Origin of the sequence: uncultured Bradyrhizobium sp. (assembly GCF_936928535.1) — a bacterium.
GTDB lineage: Bacteria > Pseudomonadota > Alphaproteobacteria > Rhizobiales > Xanthobacteraceae > Bradyrhizobium.
The window spans coordinates 47,601-63,174 of sequence record NZ_CAKZHY010000055.1 but is presented as its reverse complement, the minus strand read 5'-3'; the positions used below and the strand labels follow the sequence as shown (position 1 = coordinate 63,174).

Annotated in this window: 12 protein-coding genes and 1 pseudogene; 8 read left to right on the top strand and 5 right to left on the bottom strand. The window is 65.1% G+C overall.

Features of this window, described 5'->3' with window-relative positions; genetic code table 11:
* The first annotated feature begins 24 nt into the window (after positions 1-24).
* From cobT to Q0687_RS07620, 5 genes are all read left to right on the top strand, one after another.
* Positions 25-1,929, top strand: coding sequence for a cobaltochelatase subunit CobT (cobT, locus tag Q0687_RS07640; protein WP_298874045.1), 1,905 nt, complete (start codon positions 25-27; stop codon positions 1,927-1,929).
* Complete coding sequence (locus tag Q0687_RS07635) at positions 1,926-3,011, top strand: esterase-like activity of phytase family protein (RefSeq protein WP_298874043.1); 1,086 nt, start codon at positions 1,926-1,928, stop codon at positions 3,009-3,011. The genes cobT and Q0687_RS07635 overlap by 4 nt, the downstream gene beginning before the upstream one ends.
* 199 nt (positions 3,012-3,210) lie before the next feature.
* A complete protein-coding gene (locus Q0687_RS07630) occupies positions 3,211-3,906 on the top strand; it encodes a hypothetical protein (protein ID WP_298874042.1) in 696 nt (231 codons plus the stop codon).
* Positions 3,907-4,067: 161 nt separating this feature from the next.
* A complete protein-coding gene (locus Q0687_RS07625; protein WP_298874040.1) occupies positions 4,068-5,180 on the top strand; it encodes an NADH:flavin oxidoreductase/NADH oxidase in 1,113 nt (370 codons plus the stop codon).
* A gap of 341 nt (positions 5,181-5,521) precedes the next feature.
* On the top strand, positions 5,522-5,929 hold the full coding sequence (locus tag Q0687_RS07620) for a hypothetical protein (protein WP_298874038.1): 408 nt from the start codon (positions 5,522-5,524) through the stop codon (positions 5,927-5,929).
* 182 nt (positions 5,930-6,111) lie between these two features.
* Here the strand turns inward: Q0687_RS07620 and Q0687_RS07615 are convergent, their stop codons facing one another.
* The 5 genes from Q0687_RS07615 to rpmB form a co-directional block, all read right to left on the bottom strand.
* Complete coding sequence (locus Q0687_RS07615) at positions 6,112-6,408, bottom strand: PilZ domain-containing protein (protein WP_298874035.1); 297 nt, start codon at positions 6,406-6,408, stop codon at positions 6,112-6,114.
* Between the two features lie 202 nt (positions 6,409-6,610).
* Positions 6,611-7,993, bottom strand: coding sequence for a DUF2235 domain-containing protein (locus Q0687_RS07610; protein WP_298874033.1), 1,383 nt, complete (start codon positions 7,991-7,993; stop codon positions 6,611-6,613).
* 102 nt (positions 7,994-8,095) lie between these two features.
* Positions 8,096-8,872, bottom strand: coding sequence for a hypothetical protein (locus Q0687_RS07605; protein ID WP_298874031.1), 777 nt, complete (start codon positions 8,870-8,872; stop codon positions 8,096-8,098).
* A 13-nt stretch (positions 8,873-8,885) separates the two neighbouring features.
* A complete protein-coding gene (locus tag Q0687_RS07600) occupies positions 8,886-9,272 on the bottom strand; it encodes a DEAD/DEAH box helicase family protein (protein ID WP_298874030.1) in 387 nt (128 codons plus the stop codon).
* 200 nt (positions 9,273-9,472) lie between these two features.
* Positions 9,473-9,778, bottom strand: a complete 306-nt coding sequence (gene rpmB, locus Q0687_RS07595; RefSeq protein ID WP_298874028.1) for a 50S ribosomal protein L28 — start codon at positions 9,776-9,778, stop codon at positions 9,473-9,475.
* A 533-nt stretch (positions 9,779-10,311) separates the two neighbouring features.
* Between rpmB and Q0687_RS07590 the strand changes: the two genes are divergently transcribed.
* The 3 genes and pseudogenes from Q0687_RS07590 to Q0687_RS07580 form a co-directional block, all read left to right on the top strand.
* Positions 10,312-11,127, top strand: coding sequence for a DUF3108 domain-containing protein (locus Q0687_RS07590; protein WP_298874138.1), 816 nt, complete (start codon positions 10,312-10,314; stop codon positions 11,125-11,127).
* Between the two features lie 648 nt (positions 11,128-11,775).
* Positions 11,776-15,204, top strand: coding sequence for a helicase-related protein (locus Q0687_RS07585; RefSeq protein ID WP_298874026.1), 3,429 nt, complete (start codon positions 11,776-11,778; stop codon positions 15,202-15,204).
* A 75-nt stretch (positions 15,205-15,279) separates the two neighbouring features.
* Positions 15,280-15,546 (top strand): annotated as a pseudogene (locus tag Q0687_RS07580) (RNA-binding S4 domain-containing protein); the annotation flags it as partial.
* Between the last annotated feature and the right edge of the window lie 28 nt (positions 15,547-15,574).

The window sequence follows — 15,574 nt, the reverse complement described above, 5'->3', positions numbered from 1 at the left end:
GCCGGGACGATGGATTAAGGCGATATGAGCACACCCTCCAACTCCAAATTTCGCAACACCAAGGAAGCCCCGACCGAGCCGTTCAAGCGCTCGGTGGCCTCCTGCCTGAAGGCGATCGCGAAAGCGCCCGAGCTCGACGTCTCATTCGCCGCCGAGCGCCCGGGACTCGCGCCCGGCAAGGCGCGGCTGCCCGAGCCTGCGCGCAAGATGACCAAGCGCGATGCGGCGATCGTGCGCGGCCATGCTGATTCCATCGCGCTCAAGCTCGCCTGTCACGACGCAAAACTGCATCGCAAGCTGATGCCCGGCAATCCGCAGGCGCGCGGCGTGTTCGAGGCGGTGGAGCAGGCGAGGGTCGAGGCGATCGGCGCGCGCCGCATGGCGGGCGTTGCCAAGAACCTCACCGCGATGCTCGACGACCATTTCCATCGCGGCAAGTTCGACGAGATCACCGACCGTGCCGACGCGCCGCTCGCCGACGCGCTGGCGATGCTGGTGCGCGAACGCCTCACGGGTTTGGCGCCGCCCGCGGCCGCCAAGAAGATGGTCGATCTCTGGCGGCCGATCCTCGAAGACAAGATCGGCAAGCGGCTCGACCGGCTCGACGGCGTGGTCGAGGACCAGACCAAGTTCGGCGATGCCGTGCATGATCTCCTGACCGCGCTCGAGCTCGGCGACGAGCGCAGCGCCGACAGCGAGGACGACGAAGACAACGACGAGAACCAGGACGGCGACAACGACCAGTCCGGTGCCGAGGGCTCGCCCGATTCCGACGCCGCGCAGGAGATGAGCGCCGACCAGGCGCAGGCCTCGTCGGAAGAGATGAGCGAGAGCGCGATGGAAAGCGCGCAGGCCTCGACCTCCGACACCTTCGACGACGGCGAGCTCGGCGACGACGAGACGCCGGGCGAGGCGACGCGTCCGAATTCGCACGGCAAGAACGAGCCGCGCGGGCCGGAATACCACGCCTTCGCGCCCAAGTTCGACGAGGTCATCGCCGCCGAGGATCTCTGCGACCATGACGAGCTGGAGCGCCTGCGCGCCTATCTCGACAAGCAGCTCGCGCATCTGCAAGGCATCGTGGCGCGCCTCGCCAACCGGCTTCAGAGGCGTTTGATGGCGCAGCAGAACCGCGCCTGGGAGTTCGACCTCGAAGAGGGCATCCTCGACCCCGCGCGCCTCTCGCGCGTCGTCACCGATCCCTATCATCCGCTGTCCTTCATGCACGAGAAGGAGGCGACGTTCCGCGATACGGTCGTCACGCTGCTGCTCGACAATTCCGGTTCGATGCGCGGGAGGCCCATCACGGTCGCCGCCACCTGCGCCGACATTCTCGCGCGCACGCTGGAGCGATGCGGCGTCAAGGTCGAGATCCTCGGCTTCACCACGCGCGCCTGGAAGGGCGGGCAATCGCGCGAGGCGTGGCTTGCCGCCGGCAAGCCGGCCAATCCCGGCCGCCTCAACGATCTCCGCCACATCATCTACAAGTCGGCGGATGCCCCGTGGCGTCGCGCGCGGAAAAACCTTGGCTTGATGATGCGCGAGGGTCTCCTCAAGGAGAACATCGACGGCGAGGCGCTGGACTGGGCGCACAAGCGCCTGCTCGGCCGGCCCGAGCAGCGCAAGATCCTGATGATGATCTCGGACGGTGCGCCGGTCGACGATTCCACGCTGTCGGTCAATCCCGGCAATTATCTTGAGCGGCACCTGCGCCACATCATCGAGGAGATCGAGACCCGCTCGCCGGTCGAGCTGATCGCGATCGGCATCGGCCATGACGTGACGCGCTACTATCGCCGCGCGGTGACGATCGTGGACGCCGAAGAGCTCGGCGGCGCCATCACCGAAAAGCTCGCCGAACTCTTCAGCGAGACCAACACGGCGCCCACGCAAGCACCCAATCGCCCGCGACGCAAACTGCATTCGTGAGCAACACCACATCCCGCCGCAGCTTCATCGCCCACGCGGCGGCGGGATTTTCCACCCTCGCACTGCCTCGGCTCGCGCACGCGCAAGGAGCGCCCAAACCGGGGCAGCCCGAGCACACCGTCGATGCGCCCGTCTCGATCGAGGTCAACGCGCGGCCAATTCCGTTCTTCGAGCCGCGCGACCGCTCACGCGTGCGCTTCGGGCGGCTCGCTTATCGCAGCGGGCTGGTCCTGACCTCGCCGCATCGCGGTTTTGGCGGCCTCTCCGGTCTTCGCTTTCTCGACGACAAGGGCGAGCGCTTCCTCGCGCTGTCCGATCAAGGCACCTGGTTCACCGGCGCCATCCGCTATGACGGCAGCAGGATGACCGGGCTCGACGACGTCGAGACGGCGCCGATGCTGAATGCCGAGGGGCGGCCGATCACCGAGAAGCGGCTCTGGTACGACACCGAGTCGCTCGCGCGCGACGGCTCGACCTTTTATGTCGGGCTCGAACGCGTCAACCAGATCATGCGCTTCGACTTCGCCAAGGGCGGCACGCGCGCGCATGGCGAAGTGATCGCCTCGCCTTCTGCGATCCGCAAGCTGCCTTACAACAAGGGCCTGGAGGCGATGGTGTTCGTGCCGAAAGGCAAGGAAAAAGACAAGGACAAGAGCACGCCGCTCGCGGGCACGCTGATCGCGTTCTCCGAGCGCGGGCTCGATGCCGACGGCAATCTCCTCGCCTTCCTGATCGGCGGCGCCTCGCCCGGCCAGTTCGCGGTACGCCGCACCGAAAAGTTCGACATCAGCGACGCCGTGCTGCTCGCCTCCGGCGAGGTTCTGATTCTCGAACGCAAATTCTCCTGGTTCACCGGCATCGACATCCGCATCCGCGCGATCCCGCTGGCGTCGATCGCCCCGGGCGCGCTGGTCGACGGCCCCGAGCTCTTCAGGGCCGATCTCGGCCACGAGGTCGACAACATGGAAGGCATCGATGCCCACGTCACTGCTACAGGCGAGACCGTGCTGACCATGGTGTCGGACGACAATTTCTCCATGCTCCAGCGCACGCTGCTGCTGCAATTCACGCTGGTGGAGTAGCTCTAGCTGTCCCGCCGACCCCCGCCGTCGTCCCGGACAAGCGAAGCGCAGATCCGGGACCCATACGCCGGAGCAAGAGTTTGGCGAAGACAGGCAATGACCATATCGCGCGACAACCACTGCTGCGGCGTATGGGTCCCGGCGTTCGCCGGGACGACGACAAAGTGAACTTGTGCGCTTTCTGCAAGGACACATCCACATGCCCCACCGCCGCGCCATCCTCGCTCTTCTCCTCGCCTTCGCCGCATCGCCGGCGCTGGCGACGGCCGAGCATCAATACGGCAAGAACGAATACGCCATCATCCTCGGCGGCAAGGCGCCGAACGGAAAGCTCTCGGTTGCCGCCCATGGCGGCGGCGAATCCGGCAGTGACGGTTTCCGCATCTACCTGATGGCCGAGCCCGGCCATCGCAAGCTGATGACGCTTGACGATGTCAACGACGACAACATCCTCGACACCGGGCCGGATGCTTTCCATGCCGCGTGGGCGGCGGATTCGCGCAACCTCGCGGTGTCGTTCCGCAGCGAGCGCCACATCGTCACGCTGAACATCTATGCCGTCGACGGTGCACGCGCGAAGCTGCTCGACGGTCCGGATCTGTTCCGCGATGTCACCGGCCTCAGCGTCTCCAGCAACAACGACCTCGACATGCGCACCTCGGTGCCCGCCTTCACCTGGACGGCCCCGCGCCGCTTTCACCTCACCGATTATCGCGTCTTCGTTGCCGATGACGCCAAGCTCGCCGACAAGTTAGGGGTACTCGGCAAGGCGAGCCCGCGCGACGGCGGCGGCAACACGATCCAGTTCTCGGCCGAGGCCGACGGCGAACTTCTGCCCGACGGCAAGATCCGGATGGCCAAGCCGCAGCCGGGCAAGTTCGAGGATTTGCAGTAGGGGGCGTTGTCGCCTTCCGAGCGCGCCTCACCCACCCCCCGCAATGCATCCCCCGCGCGCGGCCATGACGCCTGCGCATCTCGCAATTCGCGCGGCGGCCACTAAACTTCATGCAATTGCTTCCATCCATCCCGATCGCCCTCCATCCCCGGATCCCCCGCATGAGCGCCCTGTTTTCCCCGATCAAGCTGCGCGGCCTCACCTTGAAGAACCGCCTCGTGGTCTCGCCGATGTGCCAGTATTCGGCCGAGGACGGCGTTCCCACCGACTGGCATTTCACTCACATCAACAATCTCGCGCTGTCGGGCGCGGCAATGTTCTGCATCGAGGCCACGCATGTGGAGGCGATCGGCCGCATCACGCCGGGCTGTCTCGGGCTTTACAACGATGCTTCCGAGGCCGCGCTGAAGCAGATCCTCGCCTCGGTCCGCAAGCATTCGCACACCGCGGTCGCGATGCAGCTCGCCCATGCCGGCCGCAAAGCCTCCAGCGCGCGGCCCTGGGACGGCGGCCAGCTGATCCCGCTTGGGCAGGGCGGCTGGCAGACCGTAGCGCCGTCGGCGATCCCGCACAAGGACGGCGAGGCCGCGCCCACGGCGCTCGATGCGAGCGGCCTGAAGCGCATCCGCGAAGCCTTTGTCGATAGCGCGAAGCGCGCCGAGCGCATCGGCATCGACGCGATCGAGCTGCACGGCGCGCACGGCTATCTCATGCACCAGTTCCTGTCGCCGATCTCGAACAAGCGCACCGACGAATATGGCGGCTCGCTCGAGAACCGCATGCGCTTCCCGCTGGAAATCTACGACGCGGTGCGCGCCGTGTTCCCGCACGACAAGCCCGTCGGCATGCGGGTGTCGTCGACCGACTGGGTCGACGGCGGCTGGGATCTCGCGCAGACCATCGAATTCGCAAAGGCCTTGAAGGCGCGCGGCGTCGACTGGATCGATGCCTCCTCCGGCGGCGTCTCCGCCTTGCAGAAGATCACGCTCGGCCCCGGCTATCAGGTGCAGTTCGCTGACGCCATCAGGCGCGAGACCGGCTTGCCCACCATCGCGGTCGGCCTGATCACGGAGCCGAAGCAGGCCGAAGAGATCGTGGCGAGTGGCAAGGCCGACATGGTCGCGCTCGCCCGCGGCATGCTCTACGACCCCCGCTGGGGCTGGCACGCCGCCGCCGAACTCGGCGGCGAAGTCGAAGCCCCGCCGCAATACTGGCGCTCGCAGCCGTCGACGCAAAAGGCGCTGTTCGGGAAGACCACGTTCGGGGCGCGGTGAGGGCAGCTGCACATTGAGTGCGACGGCGGGTGCCCCACCAACGGTGTCGTCCCGGACAAGCGCAAGCGCAGATCCGGGACCCCAGCGCGAGCGCTTGCGCTCGTCGCCATACGCCGCAGCAATAGTTTTGCGAACACTCGGAGTTGCCACTTCGCGCCATAAACTGCTCCCTGGGGTTTGGATCCCGGATCTGCGCTTCGCTTGTCCGGGATGACAGCGGAGAGTGATGCGAGGCCTTCGCTTCCTTCCCTCATCACCCACCTCACGCATCCGTAACTCCCCTTAGCTTTCGCACCGGCCCAAACTGGCCTAACCTCCCGAGATCATCACGGAGGTCCGTCATGCGGTTTCGTGTTCGCAAGACTGCCCATTTATTAGAGCGATTGGGCCTCGCGATGGCGGGGGCTGCGTGCGGGCTGTTCGTCGGCGCCTATGTCGGATCGGCGATCCCTGCGCTCACCACCCAGGGCTTCCTGCTGCTGATGATGCTGCTCGGCGTCGTCGGCTTCTATCTCGGCATCGACACGCCGCAACTGCCGTTCGACGACGCCCACAGCCAGATCGATGCCGCCGAGCTCCTGAGTTCCGCCGGCACGCTCTGCGCCACGCTCACCGCGCTCGCCTCCGTCGCCGTCATCGTGCTCCGCCTCGAACCGCACGACGCGCTGACCTGGCTGGTGCTGCTGGGCTGGATCGGCGGCGTCGCCATGCAGATCATCGCCGGCGCAAAGGCAAGGATGCGGGCGTAGCTCTCTTACCCTCCCCTGGAGGGGGAGGGTCGGCTCAGATTGAGCGCAGCGAAATATGAGACGGGGTGGGGTGACGGTCTCTCCGCGGCCAACAGCGCCCGAGTGGAGAGATCACCCCGCCCCGCTCGCGCTGCGCGCGATCGACCCTCCCCCTCCAGGGGAGGGTAAGCAAGCAGCAGCCCCTAAAACACCACGCCCACCCGCGTGCCGCGCTTCCACGCGATGCGGCAGCGCTTCTTGGTGTTGACGTGCAGCAGCTCGAACCGATCGGGGATCTTCACCTGGCCGCCGAGATCGACGCAGGCGCCGCCGGGCGAATAGTCGATCAGCGTGCACGGGATCACGGGCGCGCGCGGGTCGGTGATGATCTTGGCCTGGCGGGACATCAGGCCCGCGGGCTTCACGCGTGCAAACTTTCGCGGAAATTGTGACACGTGGTCCTCCTGCTCCGCTGTTCTTGCGGAGGTCTCGGGAACCATGATGCCGGCGATGTGATGCGATCACGCTAAAGCGTGTCAGAGAATTTTAATGAAAAGTAGCGGCGATCGGGGAAAGCGGAGGTAGCGGGGTGCTACCCTCCCCTCGAGGGGGAGGGTCGATCGCGCGCCAGCGCGAGCGGGGTGGGGTGATCTCTCCACACGGGCGGTGTCCATCGCGGAGGGACCGTCACCCCACCCCGACTCACGTTTCGCTACGCTCAACGTGAGTCGACCCTCCCCCTCCAGGGGAGGGTGGCAGCGAGCGCTCATCGACCTCCGCCCCCGCCGCGAGGTCCACCCCCGGCGGCACCGGCATCGGCACCGTTTCGTACTGCGCCGGCAGGTTCACCGGCCGGTACGTCGCATCCGCGTCCATCCGCTTGATCACGCTCTCATGCACATGCGCGCCGTCGGGGATGAAGCGCGGTTCGCAATCGGGAATGTAGAATCCCAGCACCACCTTCCGCTCAGGCCATTCCCGGTATTTCGCGCTCTTCGGCAGAACTTCCAGCACGCGCCAGGCCGCGGTCATCGAATCGTGCAAGGCGCCCGACGCGCCGGTGACGGCAGGCGGGACATATTGGAACGGCGAGTTCTTGCGCTGGATGCCCCAGGCGAGCTGGTTCACGGTGCGCTTGTTGAAGTTCAGCCCGGCCTTTTCCGCCTCGTCGATCATCCAGATCAGCGGATATTTCGACTCCGCGCTAACAGCTTCCGGATAGCCGCCGCCGACGTCGCAATGCACGCCTGAAAACCACACCTGCATGATGTCCTGCGCCACCTTCTTCTCGTCGGGCACGTAGCGGTTGCTCCAGAACTCCTGCGGCTCCCAGTATTTGTTGAGGCGGAACATGCGGCGCCGCTCGTCGATCGCGATCGCCTGGCGGAAGATGTTGACGCTCGGATTGCGCCGCGTGAAGGCGAGCTCCTCCAGGGTGAACACGAGGAAGAAGACGTCGCGGCGCGGCACGATCACGCTCGCCACCGTGTCCCACACGCCGATGAAGTGGATGGTCGGCCAGCGCGTCGAGGTGATGCGCGCGAACTGGGCGGCGAGGTCGAACTCGTCCTTCGGCAGCGGCCCCTCGTCGTCGACCACGATATTCTTGAGGTCCTCGATGTCGTTGCCGCGCCCGAGCCCGGAATATTGCTTGTAGGCGACGAGGCCCGAGCCTGCGAGGTTCGCCTGCTCCGGCGAGATCAGCCCGACCTTGTGGATCAGCCCCGCCAGCACGCGTACGGTGTAGGCGCCGCGCGAAAAGCCGAACAAATAGATGCGGTCGCCCGGCGCATAATGCTCGATCAGGAAGCAATAGGCCGAGAGCACGTTGTCATCGAGCCCGTAGCCGGTGGCGAGCCCCAGCACCAGCTTGATGTTGGCCTTCCACCTGTTCCAGGTCGACGGCTCCGTCACCGTGCCGACCCCGGGATCGTAAAACACCATCTGCCGCGGCGAGGTCTTGTCCGTCTTGCGCAGGCAGCGATAGAGCTTCAGGACGTTGGAGATGTTCTCCGAGATCTCGTTGCCGGTGCCGTCGCAGCAGATAACGAGGTTTTTCGGGGCTAGGCTGGCTGCGTGCTCCATGGGATGCGCCTCCGGGTGATGCTACCGGGGCGAGTATAGCTGAAAGGAGGAAAGGAAGGGCAGTCTGTTAGTGGCCAGTCGCTACTCGCCTCCCGATCGGGATTAGTCTCCGGTTGCAAATAGCAATTGGATACCTAGCGCCCATAATTCGAGTCCCAGCGCTGCGCCGAATGCATCATCTTCGGTGCGTGCGCGTGCTCGCAACTGCTCTAATCGCTGGCTACGCTCAATCTTTCTCTGAGCCTCGGGCGTTCGTTCTGCCATCGAACTGTGGATGGAGAACACAAACGCGCCCTGCGCGGATTCCTCTAGCTTGGGACGCCGGATCAGCGCGCGATGATCAAACCCTTCATAAATTCTATGAACTATTTGGCTAAGGTCACCTGGATCTTCGGCTAATCTAGTCCGAACATTTTCGGCAAGTGAACTAGGTCGAGTGTCACTTACCTGAGTGGGCTCCGAACAAACGTGTATAGAGGTGGTATCGTAAACTATACGGTGAACTCCATCTGGCGACTCGCGAGCATCAAGAGCATTGCGGATTGTGCTTGGGGTCACCGATATAGAATTCTCCAGCACAGCCCCGGCCTCAAAGAAGCTCGCATATTGAGGCCAATCTGCAAATCGCGGAGCTACGTAGTAAGTTTCGGCGCCGTCTTGCTCGGCCTTCAGCAAGGTCTCAAACTGTCCATCTGGCTCCGCTGTGTCGATCGAAAATCGAAAGAACGGGCTCTCAAGTATGGGAGCCAGATAGCCTTTATCTTTCCGGACAAAACGGCGCAAAGATTGGCCCAACTTGAATTGCAGTAGAATTGGCACGCCGGGCTTCTTAAATCCAACGTCAAACCCGAGCTGATCCTCTTGGACGAGGCTCGGCATGAAGGGCACGGTCTTAACTCCTATACCCGGTCGACAGCGAATAGTCGGGGTCGATAACTTCTGAGAAATTGCGAGCGGCGGGTGAAAGTTTCGACCTCTGAAAGCGATCCAGATTTTGTTGGAGAAGCTGCACGCTGTCATTCAGAAGGTGCACGACAACTCGATGTCCATCATCCAAGAGCCTTGCAGTGAGGCATATCATCATCTCGGTTTTGCCGCTCTGCGGCTCGCCGTAGATCACGAATGAAGTCGTTTTGCTGCTGAGGGTCTCGCAAGCGCTGGTGACGGCCGTCTCGATACAGGAGGTCTGTTTGCCGGACTCTTTGAGACGAGACAGTTGCGTTTTATATCGATCGCGCTGCTGCGCGATGGCCCGCAGCTGGCTGACACTGAGCCCCAACCCACTACCCCCTAGTTGAATTATCATTTTTCGCGATCATAGCGGGCAATGGATGCAGGGCAAGGTATGCGGAGGTATAATGCCGCCGCTAGCAAAAACAAAAACGGCCGGATCTTTCGACCCGGCCGCAACGCAAACTCTACTCGGCTAAGCCTACGCCACGCGACGCAACCTAGCCCCCGCCCAACTCGAAAAATCTCTTAGCTGGCCTTCTTGGCCGGCGCGTCGCCGACCTTCTTCTGGATGGCGCGCTTCAGCTCGAGGGCGCGCGGGGACAGCGCGTCGGCCTTGGCCTTGAGCAGGAAGGCATCGAGCCCGCCATTGTGGTCGACGCTCTTCACCGCGTTGGTGGAGACGCGCAGGCGCACGTTGCGCTCCAGCGCTTCGCTGATGAAGGTCACGTTGACCAGGTTCGGCAGGAAGCGGCGCTTGGTCTTGATGTTGGAGTGGCTGACCTTGTGGCCGACGAGGGGGCCCTTGGCCGTCAGTTCGCAGCGGCGAGACATGGCAAAAATCCTTGGTTCGAACCCCCAACGATTGCGGCCGCCATTCGGGGCGCCACGGGGGCTAATTCTTTCGTCCTTGTAGGGAGCGGGCGGACGTATAGGGGGTGAGGGCCGGGACGTCAAGGTTTTGGGCGGGGTTTCACGCTCCCGCGCCCGCGGTGGGTGCGCTCCCTCCCGCGCGCGCGGGGGAGGGTTGGGGAGAGGGTATCACCGCGACGGGGCCGTTAGTGAGAGCCCCCCAGAGGAGAAAGCCCTCACCCGCGCTTCGCGCGACCTCTCCCGCAGGCGGGAGAGGTATCGGAGCCCGGGGCGGGGGCACGGGAAAATCACCAAAACGGCAATGTTTAAAATGCCTTACCATCACATAAAGGGCGCAATCGCCGCCGAAAACAATGGTGAGTTCCCGGCATGGACTGCCCGGATGCATTGCTTAGTGCCGTAACTGGCTTAAGTAACAACTACTCGCCTTCCGACTGGATCGACTCGTGCACACGTTCTCCCTCATTCCGCCGCGGCTGCGCGCGGCCGGCAGGATGGCTTTGGCCACGGCCGGTGGGCTGGTTTTGGCGTGGGGGGCTGCGCCTGCGGCCGCGCAGGGCAAGCTCGAGGCGCAATATGAGGCTTCGCTGTCGGGCATTCCGGTCGGCCGCGGTGCCTGGAATATCGATATCCAGGATGATTTGTTCTCCGCAGCGGCCTCGGGCGGCACCACCGGCATCCTGAAAACCTTCGCGGGCGGGTCCGGCACCGGCGCCTCGCAGGGGCGCGTCGTCAATGGCGCGCTGGTCGCCACCGCCTACCAGGCCTCCACCACCACCTCGAAGAAGACCGAAGAGATCCACATCACCCTCGACAAGGGCAATGTGAAGGAGTTCGGCATCATTCCCGAGCCGCCCGTCGATGCCGACCGCATCGTCGTCACCGAGGCGCATCGCCGCGGCGTGTTCGATCCGATGACGGCCTCGCTGGTGCGCGTGCCGGGCACCGGCGATCCGTTGTCGCCGGAGGCCTGCCACGGCTCGGCACCCATCTTCGACGGCCGCATGCGCTACGAGCTCAAGCTCGATTTCAAGCGCATGGAGACCGTGAAGGCGGAGAAGGGCTATCATGGCCCGGTCGTGGTCTGCGCGCTCTATTTCGTGCCTGTGGCCGGCTACATCCCCGACCGCCCCGTGATCAAATACCTCGCCGCCCAGCGCAACATCGAGATCGCGCTGGCGCCTGTCGCCGGCACGCGGATCCTGGTTCCGTTCTGGCTGAAAGTGCCGACCCCGCTCGGCCCCGCCATGCTGGAAGCCACGAGCTTCATCACCACAGCCCAGCCGCCAAAGGTGGCGAAGACGCAGTAGGGGCTAAGGCCGCGCATTCCCCTCTCAGACCGTCACCCTGAGGTGGCCGCCTCTTCGGCGGCCCTCGAAGGGCGACAGCCCGGCCGTTCCCGCGGCGAATGTCAGCGTCCGCCGCCCGACCCGGGCCGTCCATCCTTCGAGGCTCCCGGCGCGATGCTGCGCATCGCACCACTCGCACCTCAGGATGACGGGTTTGCCAAACTACCTTGTGATATCAATGGCTTGCCAGCCATCACCCCACCTTCCCCCACTCGCCCGTTTCTACTGTGCATGGGGTTGTTTTCGAGTTTTGGTGAGCATGCCCTCATCCCCCGGGAATCCATTTGACTCCGTCCCGATTCTGATTCGACTCCGCGCCATCCCCAACTTAAGGATTTCAGTCGCCAAATCGCCGCTTGTGCGGCACTTGAAAACTCCATCTAGTGCACACGCAAAACGGGTCCCACGACACCTTGCGTGAACGTAACGGGACTCACGGGGGAGTCAGCGATTCGGCCGCGATTCGTTCTAGAGTCGTTCCGAAGCTTAAAGAGCAGAGGGAAAAGCGTCGCAAAGTGAGACAGTTGCGCGGCGGGCGAGCGCCCCGCATCCCACCGCTCCAGATAGCACTGACATTCGCCGCATTAGCCATTACCTAATCAGCCAGACATGCCCTTTTCTTCCTCCTCCTTCGCTTCCGAGCGCGCGCTGTCCGATCGGGTGCCTGGCGCTGGCGTCACCGCGGTGCTCGGGCCGACCAACACCGGCAAGACCCATCTCGCCATCGAACGGATGCTCGCGCATTCCTCTGGCATGATCGGCCTGCCGCTGCGCCTGCTCGCGCGCGAGGTCTATAACAAGATCGTCGCCCGCGTCGGCCCCGAGGCCGTCGCGCTGGTGACCGGCGAGGAGAAGATCAAGCCGAAGAGCCCGCGCTATTGGGTGTCGACCGTCGAGGCGATGCCGCGCGACCTCGACGTGTCTTTCCTCGCCGTCGACGAGATCCAGATCGCCTCCGATCTCGAGCGCGGCCACGTTTTCACCGACCGCATCCTCAACCGTCGCGGCCGCGACGAGACGCTGCTGCTTGGCGCTGCCACGATGCGCCCGATCATCGAGCGGCTGCTGCCGGGCGTCTCCATGATCACACGGCCGCGCCTGTCGCAGCTGGAATTCGCCGGCGACCGCAAGATCACGCGCCAGCCGCGCCGCACCGCGATCGTCGCCTTCTCCGCCGACGAGGTCTACGCCATCGCCGAGCTGATCAAGCGCCAGCATGGCGGTGCTGCCGTGGTGCTGGGCTCGCTGTCGCCCCGCACGCGCAACGCGCAGGTCGAGATGTTCCAGAACGGCGACGTCGATTATCTCGTCGCCACCGACGCCGTCGGCATGGGCCTCAATCTCGACGTCGACCACGTCGCGTTCGCCTCCGACCGCAAGTTCGACGGCTATCAGTTCCGAAGGCTGACGCCGGCCGAGTTCGCGCAAGTCGCCGGCCGTGCGGGCCGCGCCACGCGCAACGGCACCTTCGGCACCACCGGCCGCTGCGGCCCGTTCGAGCCCGAGCTCGTGAACGCGCTGCAGAACCACATCTTCGATCCCGTGAAGATGCTGCAATGGCGCAACTCGAAACTGGATTTCTCTTCCCTCGGCGCGCTCCAGGTCTCGCTGAACCTCGCCCCGGGCCACGAGACGCTGACGCGCGCCCCGATCGCCGAAGACATGCGCGTGCTCGACCATGCCGCCCGCGACGCCGAGGTGCGCGATATCGCGCACGGCAAGGCCGCGGTGGAGCGGCTCTGGGAGACCTGCCAGGTCCCGGATTACCGCAAACTGTCGCCGGCCGCCCATGCCGAACTGGTGACGACGCTCTACGGCTTCCTGATGCGGAAGGGCTGCATCCCCGATTCCTGGTTCGCGGCCCAAATCGACCAGGCCGACCGCATCGATGGCGACATCGACACGCTCTCGGCCAGAATCGCGCAGATCCGCACCTGGACCTTCGTCGCCAACCGCCCGGACTGGCTGAAAGACCCCGATCGCTGGCAGGGGACCGCGCGGGAGGTCGAAAATAAATTATCGGATGCGCTCCACGAACGCTTGACTGAGCGTTTCGTTGATCGCCGGACCAGTGTATTGATGCGCCGCCTGCGGGAGAACACGAGCTTGAATACGGAAATCGGCAAGACCGGCGAAGTGATCGTCGAAGGCCATGTCATCGGCCGCCTCGATGGCTTCACCTTTGCACCGGATGCGGCGGAAGCCGGCTCCGATGCGAAAGCCTTGCAGGCTGCCGCGCAAGCGGTGCTCGCCGGCGAGATCAATACGCGCGCCGAAAAACTCGGCAACGCGCCGGACGACCAGTTCGTGCTGACCTCGGATGGCACCATCCGCTGGACCGGCGATGCGGTCGCGCGGCTGACCGCCGCCGATGAGGCGCTGCATCCGCGCATCCGCATCATCTCGGATGAGCGGCTGACCGGCGGCCCGCGCGACAAAGTGCAGGCGCGGCTCGACCTCTGGCTCAAGACGCATATCGAAAAGCTGCTCGGGCCGATGTTCGAGCTGTCCAAGGCCGAGGACGTCACCGGCATTGCCCGCGGCATCGCCTATCAGCTGGTCGAGGCGCTCGGCGTGCTCGAGCGGCCGAAGATCGCCAACGAGCTGAAGGATCTCGATCAGCCCTCGCGCGCGACGCTGCGCAAATACGGCGTCCGCTTCGGCGCCTATCACATCTATTTCCCCGGCATCCTGAAGCCCGCTGCGCGTGCGCTCGCCGCGCTGCTGTGGGCGCTGAAGCAGGACAATGTCGATCTGTCGGCGCTGTCGGGCGCGCAGCATCTGGCCTCATCCGGCCGCACCTCGTTCCCGGTCGACAAGAGCTTGCCGCGCGATGCCTATCGCGTGCTCGGCTACAAGCAGGCCGGCGAGCGCGCCGTGCGCGTCGACATCCTGGAGCGCCTTGCGGATCTGATCCGTCCGGCGCTGGCCTGGCGCGAGAATTCGCCCGGCGAAAAGCCCGGTGGTGCATTCGACGGCCGCGGCTTCGTGGTGACGCAGGCGATGACCTCGCTCACAGGCTCCGCCGGCGAGGACTTTGCCTCGGTGCTGCGCGCGCTCGGCTATCGCATGGAGAAGCGCGCGCCGCTGCCGCCGAAGCCGGCTGCGCCTGTTGCTACGGAAATGCCGGCTGCCGAGCCATCTGCGGAAGCGCCTGCGACCGAAGAGGCGGCTGCACCCGTTGACGCCGCGATTGAAGCCGCTCCGGAAGCCGTCACCGTTGAAGACGCCCCCGGCATGGAGCAGCACGACGAGCCCGCGCACGAAGTGCCGGCGCTCGAAGCCTCACCCGAAGCGCCGGTCACGCCGGAAGATGCCCCCGGCATCGCGCCGCCGGCGGAAGAGACCGCTGCACCGGCAGAGGCGGCCGCAGAAGCCGCTCCCGCCGAGACCGCGGCAACTGAAGCCGCCGCATCTCCCGATGCCGCTGCGCCCGAGGCTGCGCCGGCTGAAGCTGCGGCCACGCCCGCCGAGCCCGAGCTCGTCGAAGTCTGGCGTCCCGGCGGCCGTCACGAGGATCGCAAGCCGCGTCACGAGCGTCATCGCCATCAGCGTCACCACAATCAGCGCCCGCAGCAGGCGGGTGCCGAAGCGGGCGCCGCGCCGGCCGAAGGAGAGGCCGCGCAATCAGCGGATGGCGAGAAGCGTGGTGAGCGTCATCGTCACGGCGGTCATCGTCGTGACGGCGGCAGAGACTTCCGCAAGCCGCGCGAAGGTGGCGAGGGCGCGCCGCGCCAGGAAGGCCGCGACGACCGCAATCGCAACTTCCAAGGTCGAGAACAAGGCAAGGACCGCGACAAGGATCGCGATCGCAACCGCGACAACAAGAAGTTCGGCGGCGATCGTGACAAGGGCCGCGACAACAGGGGCCGTGACCGCGACAAGGGCCGCGACCGCCGCGATCGCGAGTCCGGTCCGTCGCTGCGTCCCTACGCTTCGAGTGCGAACCCGCGCGAGCGCGATCGTCCGGCCGACCCGAACTCGCCTTTCGCCAAGCTCGCCGCGCTGAAAGAGCAGCTTTCGGGGCGCAAGGAGTAGCATAGCGTTTTCAAGCGAAGTGCGGAGCGGTTCGCGTGAAGAAAACGCGTCAGAAGGAATAGAGCCACGACCACCGAGCGGCAGCGCCTCGACAAATGGCTGTGGCACGCGCGGGTGGTGAAGGCGCGGACCTCAGCGGCTGAGCTCGTCGAGTCCGGCCATGTCCGCATCAACGGCACGCGCGAGAAATCGCCCGGGCATGCGATCAAGCTCGGCGACGTCATCACCGTCGCGCTCGATCGCACCGTGCGCGTGCTGAAGGTGACCGGCTTCAACGAGCGCCGCGGCGATGCAGCCTCAGCACGCTTGCTCTACGAGGAGTTCGGCGAGCGCAAAGAGTAATTAATTGCGCTGTTCGTTCATTTCTTGG